At 74.5% G+C, this 19,959-nt stretch carries 19 protein-coding genes; 7 read left to right on the forward strand and 12 right to left on the reverse strand.

What is annotated here, in order from left to right; translation table 11 throughout:
* Positions 1 to 60: 60 nt before the first annotated feature.
* The 8 genes from AC5RWQ_RS13410 to AC5RWQ_RS13445 all read right to left on the reverse strand — a co-directional run bounded on the left by AC5RWQ_RS13410 (position 61) and on the right by AC5RWQ_RS13445 (position 10,178).
* Positions 61 to 1,224, reverse strand: a complete 1,164-nt coding sequence (locus AC5RWQ_RS13410; RefSeq protein ID WP_494283051.1) for an acyl-CoA dehydrogenase family protein — start codon at positions 1,222 to 1,224, stop codon at positions 61 to 63.
* Positions 1,221 to 3,272 (reverse strand): acetyl/propionyl/methylcrotonyl-CoA carboxylase subunit alpha, encoded by a 2,052-nt coding sequence (locus tag AC5RWQ_RS13415; protein WP_494283052.1) that lies wholly within the window; start codon positions 3,270 to 3,272, stop codon positions 1,221 to 1,223. The genes AC5RWQ_RS13410 and AC5RWQ_RS13415 overlap by 4 nt, the downstream gene beginning before the upstream one ends.
* Before the next feature lie 55 nt (positions 3,273 to 3,327).
* Positions 3,328 to 4,929 carry an acyl-CoA carboxylase subunit beta gene (locus tag AC5RWQ_RS13420; RefSeq protein WP_494283053.1) on the reverse strand — a complete coding sequence of 534 codons (1,602 nt, stop codon included), beginning with the start codon at positions 4,927 to 4,929 and terminating at the stop codon, positions 3,328 to 3,330.
* A 56-nt stretch (positions 4,930 to 4,985) separates the two neighbouring features.
* Positions 4,986 to 6,182 (reverse strand): acyl-CoA dehydrogenase family protein, encoded by a 1,197-nt coding sequence (locus tag AC5RWQ_RS13425; protein WP_494283054.1) that lies wholly within the window; start codon positions 6,180 to 6,182, stop codon positions 4,986 to 4,988.
* 5 nt (positions 6,183 to 6,187) lie between these two features.
* Positions 6,188 to 7,861, reverse strand: coding sequence for an acyclic terpene utilization AtuA family protein (locus AC5RWQ_RS13430; RefSeq protein WP_494283055.1), 1,674 nt, complete (start codon positions 7,859 to 7,861; stop codon positions 6,188 to 6,190).
* Positions 7,858 to 8,655 carry a TIGR03084 family metal-binding protein gene (locus AC5RWQ_RS13435; protein ID WP_494283056.1) on the reverse strand — a complete coding sequence of 266 codons (798 nt, stop codon included), beginning with the start codon at positions 8,653 to 8,655 and terminating at the stop codon, positions 7,858 to 7,860. The genes AC5RWQ_RS13430 and AC5RWQ_RS13435 overlap by 4 nt, the downstream gene beginning before the upstream one ends.
* A 23-nt stretch (positions 8,656 to 8,678) precedes the next feature.
* On the reverse strand, positions 8,679 to 9,323 hold the full coding sequence (locus AC5RWQ_RS13440; RefSeq protein WP_494283057.1) for a TetR/AcrR family transcriptional regulator: 645 nt from the start codon (positions 9,321 to 9,323) through the stop codon (positions 8,679 to 8,681).
* A gap of 111 nt (positions 9,324 to 9,434) precedes the next feature.
* Positions 9,435 to 10,178 carry a metallophosphoesterase family protein gene (locus AC5RWQ_RS13445; protein WP_494283058.1) on the reverse strand — a complete coding sequence of 248 codons (744 nt, stop codon included), beginning with the start codon at positions 10,176 to 10,178 and terminating at the stop codon, positions 9,435 to 9,437.
* 86 nt (positions 10,179 to 10,264) lie between these two features.
* Here AC5RWQ_RS13445 and AC5RWQ_RS13450 point away from each other — a divergent pair, with 86 nt between their 5' ends.
* Complete coding sequence (locus tag AC5RWQ_RS13450; RefSeq protein WP_494283059.1) at positions 10,265 to 10,588, forward strand: hypothetical protein; 324 nt, start codon at positions 10,265 to 10,267, stop codon at positions 10,586 to 10,588.
* Positions 10,589 to 10,592: 4 nt separating this feature from the next.
* On the opposite strand, the gene AC5RWQ_RS13455 is transcribed toward AC5RWQ_RS13450, so the two are convergent.
* Complete coding sequence (locus AC5RWQ_RS13455; RefSeq protein ID WP_067306583.1) at positions 10,593 to 11,270, reverse strand: Crp/Fnr family transcriptional regulator; 678 nt, start codon at positions 11,268 to 11,270, stop codon at positions 10,593 to 10,595.
* Between the two features lie 220 nt (positions 11,271 to 11,490).
* Here AC5RWQ_RS13455 and AC5RWQ_RS13460 point away from each other — a divergent pair, with 220 nt between their 5' ends.
* The 6 genes from AC5RWQ_RS13460 to AC5RWQ_RS13485 are packed head-to-tail and all read left to right on the forward strand — an operon-like array spanning position 11,491 to position 16,905.
* Positions 11,491 to 12,153, forward strand: coding sequence for an adenosylcobinamide amidohydrolase (locus tag AC5RWQ_RS13460; RefSeq protein WP_494283060.1), 663 nt, complete (start codon positions 11,491 to 11,493; stop codon positions 12,151 to 12,153).
* A 56-nt stretch (positions 12,154 to 12,209) separates the two neighbouring features.
* Complete coding sequence (locus AC5RWQ_RS13465) at positions 12,210 to 13,373, forward strand: CapA family protein (RefSeq protein ID WP_494283061.1); 1,164 nt, start codon at positions 12,210 to 12,212, stop codon at positions 13,371 to 13,373.
* 60 nt (positions 13,374 to 13,433) lie between these two features.
* Complete coding sequence (gene nth, locus AC5RWQ_RS13470; protein WP_494283062.1) at positions 13,434 to 14,213, forward strand: endonuclease III; 780 nt, start codon at positions 13,434 to 13,436, stop codon at positions 14,211 to 14,213.
* Positions 14,210 to 14,914 (forward strand): TlpA family protein disulfide reductase, encoded by a 705-nt coding sequence (locus tag AC5RWQ_RS13475; RefSeq protein WP_494283063.1) that lies wholly within the window; start codon positions 14,210 to 14,212, stop codon positions 14,912 to 14,914. Before nth ends, AC5RWQ_RS13475 begins: the two co-directional genes overlap by 4 nt.
* Positions 14,915 to 14,969: 55 nt before the next feature.
* A complete protein-coding gene (locus tag AC5RWQ_RS13480; RefSeq protein WP_494283064.1) occupies positions 14,970 to 15,668 on the forward strand; it encodes an NUDIX hydrolase in 699 nt (232 codons plus the stop codon).
* A 58-nt stretch (positions 15,669 to 15,726) separates the two neighbouring features.
* Positions 15,727 to 16,905, forward strand: a complete 1,179-nt coding sequence (locus tag AC5RWQ_RS13485) for a MarP family serine protease (protein WP_334484143.1) — start codon at positions 15,727 to 15,729, stop codon at positions 16,903 to 16,905.
* 36 nt (positions 16,906 to 16,941) lie between these two features.
* Here the strand turns inward: AC5RWQ_RS13485 and AC5RWQ_RS13490 are convergent, their stop codons facing one another.
* Genes AC5RWQ_RS13490 through mycP form a run of 3 tightly spaced genes read right to left on the reverse strand, consistent with a single transcriptional unit; the run spans position 16,942 to position 19,896 of the window.
* Entirely contained in the window at positions 16,942 to 17,667 is a 726-nt protein-coding gene (locus tag AC5RWQ_RS13490; protein WP_494283065.1) for a phosphatase PAP2 family protein, read from the reverse strand.
* A 30-nt stretch (positions 17,668 to 17,697) separates the two neighbouring features.
* Positions 17,698 to 18,492 carry a phosphatase PAP2 family protein gene (locus AC5RWQ_RS13495; protein WP_494283066.1) on the reverse strand — a complete coding sequence of 265 codons (795 nt, stop codon included), beginning with the start codon at positions 18,490 to 18,492 and terminating at the stop codon, positions 17,698 to 17,700.
* 42 nt (positions 18,493 to 18,534) lie between these two features.
* The gene (gene mycP, locus AC5RWQ_RS13500) at positions 18,535 to 19,896 is read right to left on the reverse strand and encodes a type VII secretion-associated serine protease mycosin (protein WP_494283067.1); all 1,362 of its coding nucleotides are present in this window, start codon (positions 19,894 to 19,896) and stop codon (positions 18,535 to 18,537) included.
* Positions 19,897 to 19,959 lie beyond the last annotated feature (63 nt).

Below are 19,959 nucleotides of genomic sequence, written 5' to 3' on the forward strand. Positions count from 1 at the left end.
TTCCGCCGGCGGCACGTCAGGCCGGCGGCGTACCCGGCCGGAGTCGCCGCCCACCCGCTGTCAGTACGACTTGTCCTGGCCGAGGACGTGCTGGGCGACGAAGTTGAGGATCATCTCCCGGCTGACCGGGGCGATCCGGCCGGCCCGGACCGCGCCGAGCAGGGTGGCCACGCCGTACTCGGTGGTCATGCCGGCCCCGCCGAGCGCCTGCACGGCGGTGTCCACGGCGAGCGCGGCGGCCTCGCCGGCGGCGTACTTGGCCATGTTGCCGGAGACACCGGCCTCCAGGTCCCGGCCGGCGTCGTAGAGGGTGGCCGCCTTGTGGATCATCAGGCGGGCCAGCTCCACCTGCACCGCCGCGTGCGCGAGGGGGTGGGCGACGCCCTGGTGGGAGCCGATGCTCCGGCCGCCCCACACCTTGCGGGTGGCGGTGTACTCGCTGGCCCGCTCGATGGCGTACCGGCCGGTGCCGGCGCCCATCGCGGCGACCGTGATCCGCTCCGGGTTGAGCCCGGCGAAGAGCGCCGGCAGGCCGGCGTCGAGCGACTCGCCGACCAGCGCGTCGGCGGGCAGGCGCACGTCGTCCAGGTAGAGCAGGAACTGGTTCTCCGGGGAGAGGATCTCCATGTCCAGCTTGGAACGGGTCAGCCCGGGAGCGTCGGTCGGCACGATGAACAGCGCCGGCTTCAGCTTCCCGGTCGAGGCATCCTCGGTACGCGCCACGACCAGGACGTACTGCGCCTCGTCCACGCCGGAGATGTAGCACTTGCGGCCGGAGAGCAGCCAGTCGTCGCCGTCGCGGCGGGCCACCGTGCCGAGCCGGTGGAAGTTCGAGCCGGCCTCCGGCTCGGTGATCGCGAAGACGATCTTCTGGGTGCCGTCGGCGAGGCCGGGCAGGTGCCGCTTGCGCTGCTCGTCGGTGCCGTGCTTGTTGATCACCGTGGCGGCGATGGCCGGGGAGACCACCAGCAGCAGCAGCGGGCAGCCGGCCGCGGCCAGCTCCTCGCAGGCGATGGCCAGTTCCGTGATGCCGCCACCCCCGCCGCCGTACTCGGTGGGGATGTTGACGCCGAGGTAGCCGAGCCGGCCGGCCTCGCTCCACAGCTCGGTGGTGTGCCCGCCGGACTTCGCCTTCTCCACGAAGTAGGAGTGGCCGTACTTGCGGCCCAGCGCGCGGACGGCGTCGCGGAGCTGGTCCTGTTCGGGGGTGAGGTCGAAGTTCATCGGAGGTCCTCCTCGGGGTTGACCACGGCCAGCACGGCGCCGGTCTCGACCTGGCCGCCGGCCGGCACCGGCAGTTCGGCGACCACGCCGTCGGTCGGTGCGAGCACGGGATGTTCGAGCTTCATCGCTTCCAGGGTCAGCAGCAGTTCTCCGGCAACGACCCGCCGGCCGACCTCGACGTGCACCCGGGTCACCGTGCCGGGCAGCGGCGCCAGCAGCGAACCGGCCGCCAGCTCCGCGGTGGGCAGCGGGAACCGCGGCAGCTCGGTCAGGTTTGCCGCCCCGTCCGGGCCGTCCACGAAGACCTCCGCACCCACCCGGTGTACGCGGAACTCGCGCCGCACGCCGGCCACGTCGAGCACCACCCGGTGCGGGGTGGCCTCGACCAGCGCCACGGTCGGCGGCTGCCCGGCGGCGTCTCCGGCCGACCCGGCGCTCCCGATCGGCGCCGCGTCCGCCGGGTCGGCCGCGGGGTCGCCGGTGGCCCCGGAGGTGCTGGACCACGCGGCGAGGGCGCCCGTCCGGTCCAGCCGGTAGCGGACCTCGAACTCGGTCCCGTCCGACCCGGCGTAGCGGGTGAGCTGCGGGAAGGCGGGCACGTTGCGCCAGCCCGAGGGGAGCCCGGCGAGCACCGTCGCGCCGGCGCGCCGCCCGGCGGCCGAGGCGAGCGCGGCGGCCAGCGCCGCGAGTGGCACCTGCTCGGCCGGCAGGAGTGGGGCGAAGACCTCGTCGTGCCGCTCCAGGAAGCCGGTGTCGACCTCGGCCGCGCCGAACTCCCGGCTGCGCAGCACCCGGACCAGCAGGTCCCGGTTGGTGGCGACGCCGTGGAACTCGGCCCGGGCCAGCGCGCCCGCGAGGGCACGGGCGGCCTCGCCGCGGGTCGGCGCCCAGGCGATCAGCTTGGCCAGCATCGAGTCGTAGTGCACGCCGACCGTCGAGCCGTCCACCACGCCGGAGTCGAGCCGCAGCCCGCGCGCGGCGGCGAACTCGCCGGTCACCCCGGGGACCGCGAAACGGTGCAGGACGCCGGTGGCCGGGCGGAAGCCCTGGGCCGGGTCCTCGGCGCAGAGGCGTACCTCGATCGCGTGACCGTCGACCGGCGGGGTCGCCGCCAGCGGCAGCGGTGCGCCCTCGGCGACCAGCAGTTGCAGCCGGACCAGGTCCAGCCCGGTGACCGCCTCGGTGACCGGATGCTCGACCTGGAGGCGGGTGTTCATCTCCAGGAAGAAGAACTCCCCGGTCGGGGCGAGCAGGAACTCGACCGTGCCGGCACCGACGTAGTCGACGGCCCGGCCGGCCGCCGCCGCCGCCTCGTGCAGGCGGGCCCGCAGCTCCGGGTCGACGACCGCCGGGGCCTCCTCGACGATCTTCTGGTGCCGGCGCTGGATCGAGCAGTCCCGCTCGCCGAGCGCCACCACCGAGCCGTGGCTGTCGCCGAAGATCTGCACCTCGACGTGCCGGCCGCGCTCGACGTACCGCTCGATGAAGACCGTGCCGTCGCCGAACGCGGCGGCGGCCTCGCGGCGCGCGGAGGCGACGGCCTCGGCCAGCCCGGCGGCGTCGCGGACGATCCGCATGCCCCGGCCGCCGCCACCCGCGGACGCCTTGACCAGCACCGGGAAGCCGGTGACCTGGTCGCCGTCGGTCCAGGTCGGCAGCATCGGCACGCCCGCGTCGACGAGCAGCGCCTTGGCCGCCATCTTGTCGCCCATCGCGGCGATCGCCTTGGCCGGCGGGCCGACCCAGGTCAGCCCCGCATCGGTCACCGCCGCCGCGAACTCGGCGTTCTCGGCGAGGAAGCCGTAGCCCGGGTGGACGGCGTCCGCGCCGGCCCGCCGGGCGGCGTCCAGGATCAGCTCGATCCGCAGGTACGTCTCGGCCGGGGTGTTCCCGGGCAGGCGGACGGCCTGGTCGGCCTCGGCGACGAAGGGCGCGTCGGCGTCGGCGTCGGAGTGCACGGCGACGGTCGCCACGCCGAGCGCCCGGCAGGTGGCGAAGACCCGGCGGGCGATCTCGCCCCGGTTGGCCACGAGCAGCTTCTGGATCACTGAGTCTGCCTTTCGTTCGCGACTGCGGGACTCCGCTTCGCTGCGTTCCTCGCGCTCACATTCGAAAGACGCCGAAGCCGTCGGCGCCCTTCACCGGTCCGTTGTGGATCGCCGACAGGCAGAGCCCGAGGACGGTCCGGGTGTCCCGGGGGTCGATCACCCCGTCGTCGTAGAGCCGGCCGGAGAGGAAGAGCGCCCCGGACTGGGACTCGATCTGCTGCTCGACCATCATCCGCATCGCCGCGTCGGAGTCCTCGTCAAAGGAGCGCCCCCGGGCGGCGGCGGCCTGCCGGGCCACGATCGAGAGCACCCCGGCGAGCTGCGCCGGCCCCATCACCGCGGACTTCGCGTTCGGCCAGGTGAAGAGGAACCTCGGCTCGTACGCCCGGCCGCACATGCCGTAGTTGCCGGCGCCGTAGGAGGCGCCCAGGTTGACCGTCAGGTGCGGCACCCTCGAGTTCGACACCGCGTTGATCATGAGAGCGCCGTGCTTGATGATGCCGCGCTGCTCGTACTCGGTGCCGACCATGTAGCCGGTGGTGTTCTGGAGGAAGACCAGCGGGGTGTCGGCGGCGTTGGCGAGCTGGATGAACTGCGCCGCCTTCTGCGCCTCCTCGCTGAACAGCACGCCCCGGGCGTTGGCCAGCACGCCGACCGGGTACCCGTGCAGCTCGCCCCAGCCGGTGACCAGCGCGGTCCCGTACGCCGGCTTGAACTCGTCGAACTCGCTGCCGTCCAGCACCCGGGCCAGCACCTCGCGCGGGTCGAAGGGCACCTTGAGGTCGGCGCTGGCGATGCCGAGCAGCTCCTCCGGGTCGTACTTCGGCTCTCGGGGGGAGGCGGTACGCCGCGGCGGGCCCTGCTTGCGCCAGTTCAGCCGGCGCACGCACTGCCGGGCCAGCCGGATGCCGTCGCGCTCGTCCTCCGCCAGGAAGTCGGCCAGGCCGGACGTCGACGCGTGCATGGCCGCCCCGCCGAGGGACTCGTCGTCGGTGACCTCGCCGGTCGCCATCTTCACCAGCGGCGGCCCGGCCAGGTAGACCTGCGACCGGTCCCGGATCATGATGGTGAAGTCGGACATCCCCGGCACGTACGCGCCGCCGGCGGTGGCGTTGCCGAAGACCACGCTGACCGTGGGGATCTTCGCCGCGGAGAGTCGGGTCAGGTCGCGGAACACCCGGCCGCCCGGGATGAAGATCTCCGCCTGGGTGGGCAGGTCCGCCCCGGCCGACTCGACCAGGTTGATCATCGGCAGCCGGTTGGCGAGGGCGATCTCGCCGGCCCGCCGGGTCTTCGCCAGCGACCACGGGTTGACCGCGCCGCCGCGTACCGTCGGGTCGTTCGCGACGACCAGGCACTCCACGCCCTCGACCACGCCGATGCCGGTGACCGTGCTGGCGCCGACCGGGAAGTCGGTGCCGTACGCGGCCACCGGGGACAACTCCAGGAACGGGCTGTCCGGGTCGAGCAGCAGCTCGATCCGCTCCCGGGGGAGCAGCTTGCCCCGCTGGTGGTGCCGGGTCACGTACCTCTCACCGCCGCCGGCCCGGGCCTGATCGAGCGCGGCCTCCAGTTCGGCGAGGCGTTCCCGCAGCCCCTCGCGGTTGGCCGTGAAGCCGGGCGAGGACGGGTCGATCGCGCTGTCCAGTGTGGTCACAGGGCTCCCTTCCGTTCGTGACTGCGGGGCTCGCAGACCCGGCTCACTCCTCGCGCTCACAGCCCCATGCCCTTCGCGATGATCTCGTTCATGATCTCGGTGGTGCCGCCGCCGATGCCGAGGATCCGGGCGTCCCGGTAGTGCCGTTCCACCTCGGCGTCGCGCAGGTAGCCGAAGCCGCCGTGCAGTTGCAGCGCCGCGTCGACCACGTGGTCGCAGGCGGCCACCGCGACGTTCTTCGCCATCGCCACCTCGGTCACCACCGGTTCGCCGGCCGCCACCCGGGCCGCCACGTCGTGCACGTACGCCCGGGCCGCCTCGGCGCGGGTGTGCAGCTCCGCCAGCCGGTGCCGGACCACCTGCCGGCTGGCCAGCGGCCGGCCGAACGTCTCCCGGTCCCGGCACCACCGCACCGCCAGCTCCACACAGCGCTGCGCGGTGGCGTACCCCTGGGTGGCCAGCGAGAGCCGCTCCGCGGCGAAGTGCTGCATGATCGCGAGGAAGCCGGTGTTCTCCTCGCCGATCCGGTTCGCCACCGGCACCCGTACGTCGACGAAGGAGAGCTCGGCGGTGTCCGAGCAGTGCCAGCCCAGCTTCTCCAGCCGCCGCCCGACGGTGAAGCCGGGCGTGCCCTTCTCGATCACCAGCAGGCTGAGCTCGCCGCTTCCCGGGAAGTCGGTGCAGACCGCCGTGGTCACGAAGTCGGCCCGGATGCCGCTGGTGATGTAGGTCTTCGACCCGTTCACCACGTAGTGGTCGCCGTCCCGGCGGGCGGTGGTACGGATCGCGGCGACGTCCGAGCCGCCACCCGGCTCGGTGATCGCCAGCGCGCCGATCATCGTCCCGGCCAGGGTGGGGCGGACGTACCGGTCGACCAGGTCGTTGTCGCCCGGCGCCCCGCCTCCGCCGAGCCGGCCGCCGAGGAGGCCCCCGGCCCGGCCGCCGGCGGCGGCGACCATGTGCGGCAGGGCGATGCCGTGCGTGAAGAGCGCCGCGACCAGCCCGGACGAGCCACCGGACCGGATGATCTCCTCGGTCACCACGATCGAGTCGAGCAGGTCGCCGCCGCTGCCGCCGACCGACTCGGGGAAGCCGATGCCGAGCAGGCCGATCTTCGCGGCGGTGGCGTGCAGGTCACGCGGCACCTCGCCGGCCCGCTCCCAGTCGGCCAGATGCGGCAGGACCTCCTTCTTGACGAAGGCCCGGGTCAGTTCGCGCAGCTGCCGGCGTTCCGGGGTGTCCACGATGGCCATCGCCGTCACCCCTGCGCCGGCAGGTCGACGATCCGGGAGCGGAGCAGCTCGCCGAGCGCCTTCGCCTGCGGGTCGAATCGGGTGGAGGCGGCCACGCCCTGCCCGAGCAGGCCGCGGAGCACGAAGTTGACCGCGCGCAGGTGCGGCAGCTCGTACCGCTCGACGGTCAGCGGGGCGGTCTCCGGCAGCAGCTCGGCGAGCCGGTCCACGGTGAGCCAGCCGCGCAGCCAGGCCCAGGTGGCGTCGGTGCGGGCCCAGACGCCGAGGTTGGCGTCCCCGCCCTTGTCGCCGGAGCGCGCCCCGACCAGCTCACCGAGCGGCCCGCGCCGGGTCGGCCGCCCCGAATCCGGTGGAGCGGCCGGCCCGGTCGGCGCCGGTTCCGCGGGTGCGGGCGTCGCCCGGATCGGCGGGGCGATCGGCACCCGCTCGCCGCCGGGCAGCACCGCGACGTGCGCGACCTCGTCCTGTCCGACCGCGACGGCGGTGAAGACGCCGTACGGGGTGGCGTCGCCGGGGAGGGTGGTGAGGGTGCAACCGGGATAGGAGGCCAGGGCCAGCTCCACCGCGGCGGCCGAGAAGGCCCGCCCGGCCCGCTCCCGGTCGCCGTCGCGCAGGTGTACGTGCAGCAGCGCGCTCGCCGTCTCGGTGTCGCTCGCGTCCGGGTGGTCGGTGCGGGCCAGGGTGAACTCCAGCCCCTCCTTGCCGACCACCTCCTCCAGCTGCGCCCGGACCAGCGCGGCCTTGGCCGGGATGTCCAGCCCGCAGAGGACTAACGTCATCGAGTTGCGGAAGCCGCCGAGGTTGTTGATGCCGACCTTGAGGGTGTCCGGCGGTGGGGTGCCCCGGGTGCCGGAGACGTGGACCCGGTCCGGCCCGTCCTGGCGCAGCCGCACCGTGTCCAGCCGGGTGACCACGTCCGGACCGAGGTACGCCGGCCCGCCCACCTCGTAGAGCAGCTGGGCGGTGACCGTCTCGACGGTGACCGCGCCGCCGGTGCCGGGATGCTTGGTGACGACGGCGGAGCCGTCCGGGTGGATCTCGGCGATCGGGAAGCCGGGGCGGTGGCCCCCGTCGGGCAGTTCGGTGAAGAAGCTGAAGTTGCCGCCGGTGACCTGCGTGCCGCACTCGATGAGATGCCCGGCGACGGTCGCCCCCGCCAGGGCGTCCAGGTCGTCGCGCCCCCAGCCGAAACGGGCGATCGCCGGCCCGACCGCCAGGGAGGCGTCGGTGACCCGGCCGGTGACCACCACGTCGGCGCCGCCGTCGAGGCAGGCGGCGATGCCGAACGCGCCGAGGTACGCGTTCGCGGTGAGCGCGTCCGGGCGGGGCAGGGCGTCACCCTCGACGTGGCCGACCTGCACGGTGAGGCCGAGCCGGTCGCCGAGCGCCCGGATCGCGGCGGCCAGCCCGGCCGGGTTCAACCCGCCGGCATTGGTCACGATCCGCACTCCCCGGTCCAGCGCGGTGCCCAGGGTGCCTTCGAGCTGGCGGAGGAAAGTCTTCGCGTAGCCCAGGTCGGGGTCGCGCATCCGGTCCCGGCCGAGGATCAGCATGGTCAGTTCGGCCAGGTAGTCGCCGGTGAGCACGTCCAGCTCGCCGCCGTCGAGCATCTCCCGCCAGGCGGAGAGGCGGTCGCCGTAGAAGCCGGAGGCGTTGCCGACCCGCAGCACCCCGGTCATGCCCGGGCCCCGCTGGTGGTCCGCGGCCGGCGGCCGGCGCCGGGCGGACCGGCGAAGGCCTGCGCCACGTCGAGCCAGGCGTCGGCGGTCGGCCCGGTGGCGACCAGCGCGAGGTCGGCGCGGTGCCGCCGCTGGGTGACCAGCAGGCAGAAGTCGAGCGCCGGGCCGGTGACCCGGTCCACCGCGCCCGCCGGCCCGAGGCCCCAGGTCGACCCGTCGGGCGCGGTCAGCTCCACCCGCACCGGCGCCGTCGGGACCGGCCGGCCGTGGGCGGCGAAGCCGTGCCCGAGGGTACGGAAGCCGAGGTGCGCGACGTGCCGCAGCCGCTCGGTCGGGGTGCGGTGTACGCCGAGTGCGTCCGCGACGTCCTCGCCGTGCGCCCAGGTCTCCATGATCCGGGCGGTGGCCATCGAGGCGGCCGACATCCGGGTGCCGTACCAGGGCAGTTTCTCCCCGGGCGGGACGGCGGCGAGGGCCTCGGCGAGCCCGGCCCGGCCGGCCCGCCAGCGGGCGAGCAGCTCGGCCGGCGGGGCGAGGAACTGCTCCGCGCCGTCGTCGACCAGCCGGCTCGGATCGGGGACCGAGGTGACCGAGGCGAAGAACGCCTCGGCGTCGGTGGCGGCGAGCCGGGCCACGTGGTCGGTCCAGGCGAGGTGGGCGATCTGGTGGCCGACCGTCCAGCCGGGAGCCGGTGTGGGCCGCGACCATCCGTCCGCCGGCAGCGCGGCGACGAGGGCGTCGAGCTGTTCGGACTCGGCGGCCAGGTCCGCGAGCAGTGCTGTCAGGTCGACCATGGTGCCTCCGGGCGGTGGGCCGGTCAGGTGCCGGCGTCCGGAGCCGGGTGTTGCAGACCCGGATCCGGGGTGAGCAGGGCGGCGAGCTGGCGTTTCCAGGTGTGCAGCAGGGCGGTGCGGCGGGCCGAGTCGTCGCTGAGCAGGTTGGCCACGCCGAGCCCACGGAGCAGGTCCAGGGTGGCCTGGACCGCCTCACGGACCCCGGGCCGGCGCTCGTCGACGCCGAGCAGGCCGACGGTGAGCCGGTGCATCTCCCGACCGACCCGGGCCTCCAGCGGCACCAGGGCGTCGCGCAGCTCGGCGTCGGTACGGGCGGCCACCCAGAGTTCGAGGGCGGCGACGAAGAGCGGGCCGGTGAAGGCCACGCCGAGCAGGTCGACCACCCGGTCGAGCCGCTGCGGGCCGGTGGGCAGCGCCTCGGCCTCGGTGCGCAGCTCCCCGGCCCGCCGCTCGGCGAGGTGCGCGACGGCGGCGGTGACCAGCGCGGCCTTGGTCGGGTAGTGGTGCAGCTGGGCGCCGCGCGAGACGCCGGCCCGGGCAGCGACCACGGTCGTCGTGGTGCCGGACCAGCCGTGCTCCACCAGGCACTCGACGGTCGCCTCCAGCAGCCGGGCCTGAGTGGCGCGGCTGCGCTCCTGCTGAGGGACGCGGGTCGATGCGGTGGGCACGGGGACAGCGTGCCGGCACCGAAACAAACAGTCAAGACTGACTTTTTTCGCGGGCGCCGCAGGGCCGGTGGGGAACGGGCGACAGGCCGGCGCGGCGGCGGGCGAGGCGGGTCAGCGGCCGTCGCGGGGACCGAAGGCGGCGAGCGCGTCCAGGTCGCCGTGCCGGGAGCGCAGGTACTCGTCGGCGAATCCGGCGGCGTCCGGGAAGCCGGACTCGGCCGCCACCCGCGCGCACGCGGCGTCCACGTCGAACTCCGTCCGGCGTAGCTGCACCCCCGGCCCGAGCAGCGCCCAGTAAGCCCCCGGCCCGCCGTACGGCATGCCGACGCTGCCCGGGTTGACCACCAGGCGGCGGTCGACCAACCGGGCGAACGGCATGTGGGTGTGCCCGCAGACCACCGTGCCGACCGTGACCGGCAGGCCGGCGAAGACCTCCGCCCAGCGCGCCGGCCGGGAGTCCGCCAGCACGACCTCCTCGTCGTCCCGGGGCGTGGCATGGCAGAACAGGACGTCGCCGAGGCCGGCCACCGGCAGGGTGACGGTCAGCGGCAGGGCGGCCAACCGGGCCAGCTGGTCGTCGCGTAGCTGCGCGGCCGCCCAGTTCGAGACCTCGATGGGGGAGGGTGTGTCGGCCCGGGCCTCGACCAGCTCCCGGTCCGCGTTGCCCCGGACCCAGCGGGCCCGCTCGCCCAGCCCGGCGAGCAGGTCCAGCACCTCGACCGGCTGCGGTCCGGCCGCGAGGTCACCGGTGAGCACGATCAGATCGGCGGCGGCCACGTCCGGCTCGGCCAGGACGGCCTCCAGCGCCGGCAGCACGCCGTGGATGTCGGAGAGTACGGCGACACGTTGCAGCATCGGCACACCCTGGCCCCGGCCCGCGTCCGATGTCCAGGAATTCTGCCCCGGGCAGACGGGGTCCAGGCTTGCCGGAGCGGCCTACCGTGGCGCCGCGGCCCGCCCCCGGTGACGTGGTCACCGTCGTCTACGACCCGGCCGAGCCGGAGGACGTGTCCCTGCCCCTCGTCGAGCCGTCGCCGGTCGCCGACGCCGGTCTGGTCGCGCTCGGGGTGGTTCCCGCCGCGCTGTACGGGTGGTACCTCCGGCGCACCTGGTCGCACTGGTGTGGGCAGGCGGAGGACGGGCGGCACCGCCGGCCGGTGCCGCCCCTGGATGAACGGCAGTATCCGTGGCCGGGGCGGGCGCGGGCAGGAACCGGACCGGCCCGGACCGCACGACGGCGGGCCGGGCCGGGAAGACCCATCTGACGTGTCAGACCCGCGCGCGGCGGGCGAGCCGCTCCGGGTCGAGGATGATGATGCTCTTGCCGTCCAGGCGCAGCCAGCCGCGCGAGGCGAAGTCGGCGAGCGCCTTGTTGACGGTCTCCCGGGAGGCGCCGACCAGCTGGGCGATCTCTTCCTGGGTCAGGTCGTGGGTCACCCGCAGGACGCCGCCGTCCCGGGTGCCGAAGCGGCCGGCCATCTGGAGCAGGTTCTTGGCGACCCGGCCCGGCACGTCGGTGAAGATCAGGTCGGCCAGCGAGTCGTTGGTCCGGCGCAGCCGGCGGGCCAGCACCCGCAGCAACTGCTCGGCGATCTCGGGCCGGTTGTTCAGCCACGGCCGCAGCGCCTGCTTGCGCAGCCGTACCAGCCGGGTGTCGGTGACCGCGGTGGCGGTGGCCGTACGCGGACCCGGGTCGAAGAGCGACAGCTCACCGACCATGTCCGACGGGCCCATCACCGCGATCAGGTTCTGCCGGCCGTCGGCCGCCCGACGCCCGACCTTGATCTTGCCTGACAGGAGGATGTAGAGACTGTCGCCGGGCTCGCCCTCGTTGAACACGATCTCGCCCTTGCGGACGTCGATCGTCTCCATCTCCTTGGCGAGCGCCTCGGCAGCCTCCGGGTCGACACCCTGGAAGATCCCGCTGCGGGCCAGTACCTCGTCCATCGCGCACCTCCGGTTGCGCGTGCCGTCCGTCGGCCGGGTCCGCCGTCCGCTGATCCCTCGCGCGCCGCCAAGTCTAGGCGCACGTGAGCATGAATCAGAGCCGCACCCCTCGAAACTTGATCGTTGGGCGTAACCTTCCGGACCTGATCAAGGGTTAGTATCCCGCGCGCGCCCTGGGTTGTCACCGGTCGTCGCCGGCGCAGGTCGTAGGGTGACCGGCGTGCTGAACGAGCCTGTGCTGGCCACCCGACCCGAGGACGGGCGGGACGTCCCCCTGCTGGTGTGGCGCGCCGACGGCCCGCTGCGGGCGGTCAGCTCCGGCCCGCTGGGCGGCGGGATCGGCGTCCGCCGTTGGGTGGTCAACGCGACCGTGCCGATGTCGTACCACCGGGACGACCCGGCGGACCACCTGACCGCGCTCGCTGACGGCCAGGGCCTCGACGGGCGCGGGATCGGCCTGCTGACCGGGGTGGACGTCGCGAAGGTGGTGACCCGCGCCGACACCGGCGTGCGGGTCTGGGCCACCGTCGGCCTCGGCACCCCGCTCTGGGCCGCCGCGGCCGCGCCGGCGGCCCCCGCGCAGCGCGTCGGCACGGTCAACATCGTGGCGTACGTGCCGGCCGCGCTGAGCGACGCCGCCCTGGTCAACGCGGTCGCCACCGCCACCGAGGCGAAGGCCCAGGCGATCTGGGAACTCGGCCTGCCGGCCACCGGTACGCCCACCGACGCGGTCACCGTGCTCTGCCCGGTGGACGGCCCCGCCGAGCCCTACGGCGGCCCCCGCTCCACCTGGGGCGCCCCGCTCGCCCGCGCCGTGCACGCCGCCGTCCGGGACGGCGGAGCGGCACCGTGCGTCCCGTGGTCGGACCGGTCGGCGGGCTGAAGTTCCGTCCGATCGGCCATCGTCGGGCGGATACATACCCGGTAGCGTGGCGCCCGATGTACGCTGCCGCACCCCCGCGCCCCCGCCGCCGCGCCGCGCTCGCCGCCGGCGCGCTGCTCGCCGTGCTGCTCGGCGCCGGCTGCACCCGGTCGGACGATCCCGCGCCGGTCTGGCAGCCAGGTGGCGGTGGCGGCGCCACCGGCTCCCCGGTCCCGACCGACGGGCCGGCACCCACCGCCGACCGGGCGGCCGGCGCGATCACCCTCTCGGCGACCGGCGACGTCATCATGGGCAACGCCCCGGCCAAGCTCCCGCCCAACGGCGGGAAGGGCTTCTTCGACGAGATCTCCGACGCGCTGACGTCCGACCTGGTGATGGGGAACCTGGAGGAGCCGCTCACCGCGGACACCGGCACCGGCAAGTGCGCCCCGGGCTCCACCAACTGCTTCCAGTTCCGGGCCCCGGCCGAGTACGCCGCCCACCTCAAGGAAGCCGGCTTCCAGCTGCTCAACCAGGCCAACAACCACGGCTACGACTACGGCCCCCAGGGTTTCGCGAACACCCGCAAGGCGCTGGAGGCGCACGGGCTGAAGCACACCGGGGCGCCCGACCAGATCACCGTGGTCAAGGTCAAGGGCGTGAAGGTGGCGGTCGCCGGCTTCTCGTCGTACCCCTGGTCCAACAGCCTGACCGACATCGACGCCGCGAAGGTGGTCGTCGAGAAGGCCGCCACCATGGCCGACATCGTGGTCGTGCAGGTGCACATGGGCGCCGAGGGCGCCGACAAGACCAGGGTCAGGCCGGGCACCGAACTCTTCTACGGCGAGAACCGGGGTGACCCGGTGAAGTTCGCCCACGCCATGATCGAGGCGGGGGCGGACCTGATCGTCGGGCACGGCCCGCACGTGCTGCGCGGCATGGAGTTCTACCAGGGCCGGCTGATCGCGTACAGCCTGGGTAACTTCGCCGGCGGTGGGCGGTCGCTGAACCCGAGCGGGCGGCTCGGCTGGGGCGGCGTGCTCAAAGTGTCGCTCAAGCCGGACGGCAGCTTCGCCGGCGGCTCGTTCACCTCCACCCGGATGAGCTCCGTGGGCAAGCCGACCGTGGACTCCGCCGACCAGGGGCTCGGCCTGGTCAGGCAGCTCAGCCGCAGCGACTTCGGGGAGCGCGGCGCCCGGTTCGACGCCGCCGGGAAGATCAGCGCAGCGCAGGCCGGCTGACCCGGCGACCCCGGGCGTGGGCCCGGCGGGTTGTCGTCCCGGCGACGTAGGCTGGCCGGCGTGACCATCAGTTCCACCGAGACCGACCTCGGCCGGACCCGGCGCGCCCGGCGGATCGGCCGGGCGCTGACCGAGGCGCACCCCGACGCGCACTGTGAACTCGACCACTCCAACGCGCTGGAGCTGGCCGTCGCCACCATCCTCTCCGCGCAGTGCACCGACAAAAAGGTCAACGAGGTCACCCCGAAGCTCTTCACCCGCTATCCGACCGCCGCCGACTACGCGGGCGCGGACCGGGCCGAGCTGGAGGAGCTGATCCGACCGACCGGTTTCTACCGCAACAAGACCGACTCGCTGATCAAGCTGGGCCATGCCCTGGTCGAGCGGTACGACGGCCGGGTCCCCGGCAAGCTGGTCGACCTGGTGACGCTGCCCGGGATCGGCCGCAAGACCGCCAACGTCATCCTCGGCAACGCCTTCGACGTCCCGGGGATCACCGTCGACACCCACTTCCAGCGGCTGGTGCAGCGCTGGAAGCTGACCGCCCAGACCGATCCGGTCAAGATCGAGCACGAGATCGGCGCGCTCTTCCCGAAGCGGGAGTGGACCATGCTCTCGCACCGGATCATCTTCCACGGCCGGCGGGTCTGCCACGCCCGCAAGCCCGCCTGCGGCGCGTGCACGCTGGCGAAGCTCTGCCCGTCGTACGGGACCGGGCCGACCGATCCGACCGCCGCCGCCAAGCTGCTCAAGGGTCCCCGGGCGCGGGACCTCGCGGTCGCCGCCGGGGTGGACCCGGAGCTGGTGCCCCAGCAGGCCATCGCCGCGGAGGCGCCGTGAACCGGCGACTCGCCGCCCTGCTCGTCCCGGCGCTGCTGGCCGCCGCCGGCTGCACCGCCACCGAGCAGGAGCAGGCCACCCCGACCGCCCGCGCCGAGCGCCCGTCGCCGTTCGCCGACTGCGCCACGCTGACCAGCCCGCCCGGCGCCGCCCCGAGCAGCAGTGCCGCCCCGACGAGCAGCGCCGCCCACAGCGGCAACGCCGCCCCGACGAGCAGCGCGTCGCCGCTGGGCGTCGGAGCAGCCGGCGCCGCCACCGCGGCTGCCGGCGGGGCGGGGGAGCTGCTGCCCGAGCTGACCCTCTCCTGCTTCACCGGGGGCGCCCCGGTGGCGTTGCGCGACGTGCGTGGCCCCGCCGTGGTCAACGTCTGGGCGTCCTGGTGCCCGCCCTGCCGCAAGGAACTGCCCGCCTTCCAGCGGCTCAGCGAACGCTCCGCCGGCCGGTTCCAGGTGCTCGGGGTCAACAGCCGGGACACCCGCGACGGCGCCCGGTCCATCGGTGAGGACTTCGGCGTCCGCTTCCCGATGCTGGTCGACCAGGGCGAGGCGCTGCAACGGGAACTGCGGCGCAACGCCCTTCCCCTCACCCTGCTCGTCGACGCCGACGGCCGGGTACGCCACGTCGATGCGACCGGCGCCCTCGACGACGCCCGCCTCGCCGCGCTGGTCGAGCGGCACCTGGGTGTGGCGGTGCCGTCGTGAGCGCGACGAGTGAGCCGGTCCGGCGAGCCGCGCAGTCGCGAACGGGAGTGTCGCGGTGACCCGCCGCCCGCCGTCCTGGATCGACCCGCTGCTGGGCCGGCTCGGCACCGCCCGCGCCGAGGACTTCACCCGGCTCACCACCCCTGAGGAGGGCGGCCGGGAGAGCGCGGTGCTGGTGCTGCTCGGCGAGGTGCCGGGCGCCGGCCCGGACGTGCTGGTGCTCCAGCGGGCCGCCACCCTGCGCAACCACGCCGGTCAGCCGGCCTTCCCCGGTGGCGCGGCCGACCCGGAGGACGCCGACGCCTCCGCCACCGCGCTGCGCGAGGCCAACGAGGAGGTCGGCCTCGACCCGGCCAGCGTCACCGTCCTGGCCGAGCTGCCGAAGCTCTGGATCCCGGTCAGCGACTTCGTGGTCACCCCGGTGCTGGCCTGGTGGCACACCCCGCACCCGGTGCACCCCCGCGAGCCGGCCGAGGTCGCCCACGTCGCCCGGCTGCCGATCGCCGAACTGGTCGACCCGGCCAACCGGATGCGGGTACGCCACCCCAGCGGTTGGATCGGCCCGGCCTTCTCGGCCCGGGGGATGCTCGTCTGGGGCTTCACCGCCGGGGTGCTCGCCACCCTGCTCGAGATGGGCGGCTGGGCCCGCCCCTGGCCGCGTGGCCGGGTCATGGAGCTGCCGCCGGTCGGGGCCACCCCGGCGCCCTCGGCGGGCACCGACGAGGTCGACGAGATGGCCGGTCCGCTGACCTGACGGTCACGTTCCGCAAGCGGTGGACCTCAGCCGAGCCCGGTGCCCGTACCCTTGACCCGTGTCCGCCGTGGATCTCGTTCTGCTCCTGCTCATGCTCGTGTTCGCGATCAGCGGATACCGTCAGGGTTTCGTCATCGGAGCGCTGTCGTTCTCCGGATTCTTCCTGGGTGCGCTCATCGGCCTCCAGGTCGGCCCGCTGCTGGCCCGACAGTTCGTCGACAGCGGGACCAGGGTGCTGGTCTCCCTGGTCGCCGTCTTCGGGCTGGCCGTGCTGGGCCAGGCGCTCGCCGGCTGGCTCGGCTCGCACCTGCGCCGCACCATCACCAACGACGTGGCCAAGCGCGCCGACGACGTCGGCGGCGCGTTCGTCTCGATCTTCGCGGTGATGCTGGTGGCCTGGCTGGTCGCGGTGCCGCTCGGCTCGTCGTCGCTGCCCTGGCTGGCCGCCTCGGTCAAGAACAGCGCCCTGCTGACCGTGGTGGACCGGGTCCTGCCGGACCGGGCCCAGGAGCTCTCCACCGCGCTGCGGGACACCGTCGACACCAACGGCTTCCCGGACGTCTTCAACGGATTGGGCCGTACCTCCGCCCGGCAGGTCTCCCCGCCCGACCCGGCGCTCGCCGGCTCGCAGGTGGTGGCCAACAGCCAGCGCGCCGTGGTCAAGGTGCTCGGCTCCGCGCCCAGCTGCGCCCGCCGGATCGAGGGCTCCGGCTTCGTGTACGCCGACGATCGGGTGATGACCAACGCGCACGTCGTCGCCGGGACCCGCTCCGTCGCGGTCGAGCTGCGCGGCGAACGGTACGACGGCGAGGTGGTCGTCTACGACCCGGACCGCGACCTCGCCGTGCTGCACGTGCCCGGGCTCCCCGGCCCGTCGCTGCGCTTCGCCGCCGGGCAGGCCGCCTCCGGCGCGGACGCGATCGTGCTCGGCTTCCCGCTCGACGGCCCCTACGACGCCCGGCCGGCCCGGGTACGGGACGTCGACCGGATCACCGGGCCGGACATCTACTCCTCCGGCGACGTGACCCGGGAGATCTACACGATCCGGGCGCTGGTCCGCAGCGGCAACTCCGGCGGCCCGCTGGTCTCCTCGAACGGCCTGGTGCTCGGCGTGATCTTCGCGGCCGCGGCGGACGACCCGAACACCGGCTTCGCGGTGACCGCCGCCGAGGCCCGGGCGGTGGCGCTGGCCGGCGCGGAGCGTACCCGTGGGGTGGGCACCGGCGAGTGCACCTGAGCCCCGCCCACGGGCCCCGGCCGACCGCGGCCGGGGTCAGCTCCCGGCGGAGGCCCGGGCGGCGCCCACATCGCCCGACGTGGTGAGCCCGGGAAGCTTGGCCCGACCCCAGTGCAGGGTCCGGTCCAGCACCGCCCGCGCCATGATCGCCACGCAGATGCCGCCGTTGACGAACGAGGCCACCACGTCGCTCGGGTGGTGCATGCCCCGGTACATCCGGGTGACCGCCACCCCGATCGGCACCAGCACCAGCAGCGTCCACCAGGTGGCCTTCGCCGCGGTGCTCTTCGCCCGCAGGGCCAGCAGCAGGGCGATGCCGACGTAGAGCGCCACCGACGCCGAGGTGTGCCCGGACGGGAAGCTGGAGGTGGGCGGCGAGACGTCCATGTGTTCCACGGCCGGCCGGCGCCGGTCGATCGCCATGGTGGTCAGCAGGAAGACCAGCGCCTGGGCGCTCACCGCGGCGCAGAGGAACAGCGGCTCCCGCCAGCGGTGCAGCACCAGCCGCAGGATCAGCGCCACCAGCACCGTGACCACGACGATCAGCTGGGTGCTGGCCAGGGTGCTGAAGACCAGCGAGACGTCGTTCCAGCCGCCGCTGCGATCCGCGGCCAACTCCCGGTTGACCGTGTCCTCCACGGTGAACGGCCACGTCTTGTCGAGGACCCGGGTCACCAGCACCCCGAGCAGGATCATGAAGGACAGCAGCAGGGTGACCGGGAACAGCACCCGCTTGAGGACCTGCACCGCGAAGTCGGACATGGGCCGCCCATTACCCCTCGGGGCGATGAACTACGCATGGCCGGGCGGGTCGGCGAGCTCCGGCTCCACGCCCTCCGCCGCCGGCCGGGGAGTGGGCCGGCCGGTCCGCGTCCGCCAGGTGGTGAACGCGGCGGCGGTCGCCGCCACCACCGCCGTACCGAGCAGCCAACCGCCCAGCACGTCGCTGGTGAAATGCACGCCGAGCGCCACCCGGCTCAGCCCGGTCACCCCGGCGATCAGCACCGCCGCCGCCCAGAGCGCGACCCGGGCGACCGGCCGGCCCCGGGTGAACGGCAGGAACACCAGCAGCAGCACCCCGGCGGCCAGGGTGGCGTTCAAGGCGTGCCCGGACGGGAAGGAGAAGCCGGCCGCCCGGGCCACCGGGTCGAGCAGGTCCGGCCGGCTCCGGCCCACCAACAGCTTCAGCAGCGCGCCGAGCGACCCGCCGACCGTCATCGTGGTGACCACCCAGAGCGCCAGCCGCCGCGCCTGCCGGCTCCACAGCCAGAGCACCACGACCAGCGCGGCCACCCGCAGCGGCCCGGGCCCGAAGACGTGCGTCCAGACGTCCATCGTCCGCACCCAGGCGGGATGGTCGACGGCGTACCGGTGCAACGCGTCGGTCACCGTGGCGTCCAGCCCGTGCAGCGGCGGCCAGGCCCCCACCACCAGCACCGCCAGCAGCGCGAACGGCACCAGCACCAGGAACGCCGCCGCCGAGGCGACGGTCAGCCGCAGGCCCAGCGAATGGTCGCGGTCCAGGCGGCGGGCCCGCCAGGGCCGGTCCGGTGGGGCTACGGCGTCGCGGTGACCGGGGTGGCTCATGGGAGCAGCACTTACCCAGCCGGAGGCGGGATCAGACCGCCCTCAGCGCCGCCACTGACGGAACCGGCGGATCATCAGCGCCGCGCCGGTGACCAGGGCGACCAGGATGGCGACACCGGTCCAGAGTCGGCGGGGCGCCGGATCCTCCCCGGCACCCGCCGGCTGGGCCGTCCAGCGGGCGTGCTGGCGGGGGGCGGTGAAGCCGAGCGGGTCCGCCCCGGTGCCGCCGGCCTGGGCGTCGTCCGCCGAACCGGGGGCCGGGCCGAAGCCCACCACCCCCGGGGAGGCGTTGTCGTCCAGCGGGTTGCGGTGCGTCGCCGGCACGTCCGCGGTCAGCGCCGCGACCGGGTCGACCAGGCCGTACCCGAAACGGTCGTCGCGGCCGGTGGGCCCGATGTCCTTCGCGGTGACCAGCAGCCGGTTCACCACGTCCCCGGCGGACATCTGCGGGTAGCGGGACCGGATCAGCGCGGCGGTCGCCGCGACCAGCGGCGAGGCGAAGCTGGTGCCCTGGACCCCCCAGTAGCTGCCGGGGGGCCGCGCCCCGACCAGCCCGGTGGCGGGGGCGGTCAGCACGGTGGCGTGCCCGGTGATCGAGCCGGCCCAGAGGTTCTCGCTGTCGCGTTCCAGGCCGGCCACGGCGATCACGCCGGGCTCCCGGGCCGGGTACCAGACCTTGGGGCTGGTCGAGGTGGCCACGTTGCCGGTGCAGGCCACCACCACCACGTCCCGGGCGAAGGCGTAGTCGAGGGCGGCGGCCAGCGCTGGGCTGTCGCCGCCGCCGCCCAGCGACAGGTTGATCACGCGCGCCCCGTTGTCGACCGCCCAGCGGACCCCCTTGGCGACGATCATCGCGTCGTCGTAGCGGTTCTCGTCGTCGAGCACCCGGACCGGCAGGATGCGCGCGTCCGGCGCCAGCCCGACCACGCCCCGCCGGTCGTCGTTGCGGCCGGCGATCAGGCTCGCCACCGTGGTGCCGTGACCCACCGGGTCCGGCTCGGCGGCGCCGCCGGGGGAGACCAGATCGATGCCGGGCAGCACCTGACCGACCAGGTCCTGATGGGAGGCGTCCACCCCGGAGTCGATCACCGCCACGGTGACCCCGCGCCCGGTCGAGGTGCGCCAGGCCGTCGACGCCCCCAACTCCTCGAGCTGGAACTGGTCGTCACGGACCCGGTCCGCCCGGGCGGTCGTGTCGACCGGCGCGAAGTCCGGCTCGGCCAGGGGCGCCACGGCCGCCCGCGCCGCGACGGTCGCCCGGTGGGCCGGGACGGCGGACGCCGGCGACGGCACGGCGCCCACCACGGTCACGGCCGTCGCCGCCGCACCGAGCAGTGCCCGGCCGGCGAACCGGTGGAGCGCCGTCGTGGAGCCCTGCCGAACCCTGGTCACATCCTCAGCCATTCATTGCGGCGGACACGTGCTGCTGGGAGAGATTACCGGTTTTCCCCTGCCCCACGGAGCGTT

It is taken from the genome of Micromonospora sp. BS32, assembly GCF_059089345.1.

Coding starts and splice junctions, on each gene's coding strand:
- AC5RWQ_RS13465 (WP_494283061.1), top strand. CDS start 12,210: ATGTACGCTGCCGCACCCCCGCGCCCCCGCCGCCGCGCCGCGCTCGCC.
- AC5RWQ_RS13445 (WP_494283058.1), bottom strand. CDS start 10,178: ATGCTGCAACGTGTCGCCGTACTCTCCGACATCCACGGCGTGCTGCCG.
- AC5RWQ_RS13425 (WP_494283054.1), bottom strand. CDS start 6,182: ATGGCCATCGTGGACACCCCGGAACGCCGGCAGCTGCGCGAACTGACC.
- AC5RWQ_RS13490 (WP_494283065.1), bottom strand. CDS start 17,667: ATGTCCGACTTCGCGGTGCAGGTCCTCAAGCGGGTGCTGTTCCCGGTC.
- AC5RWQ_RS13495 (WP_494283066.1), bottom strand. CDS start 18,492: ATGAGCCACCCCGGTCACCGCGACGCCGTAGCCCCACCGGACCGGCCC.
- AC5RWQ_RS13430 (WP_494283055.1), bottom strand. CDS start 7,861: ATGACCGGGGTGCTGCGGGTCGGCAACGCCTCCGGCTTCTACGGCGAC.
- mycP (WP_494283067.1), bottom strand. CDS start 19,896: ATGGCTGAGGATGTGACCAGGGTTCGGCAGGGCTCCACGACGGCGCTC.
- AC5RWQ_RS13410 (WP_494283051.1), bottom strand. CDS start 1,224: ATGAACTTCGACCTCACCCCCGAACAGGACCAGCTCCGCGACGCCGTC.
- AC5RWQ_RS13455 (WP_067306583.1), bottom strand. CDS start 11,270: ATGGACGAGGTACTGGCCCGCAGCGGGATCTTCCAGGGTGTCGACCCG.
- AC5RWQ_RS13435 (WP_494283056.1), bottom strand. CDS start 8,655: ATGGTCGACCTGACAGCACTGCTCGCGGACCTGGCCGCCGAGTCCGAA.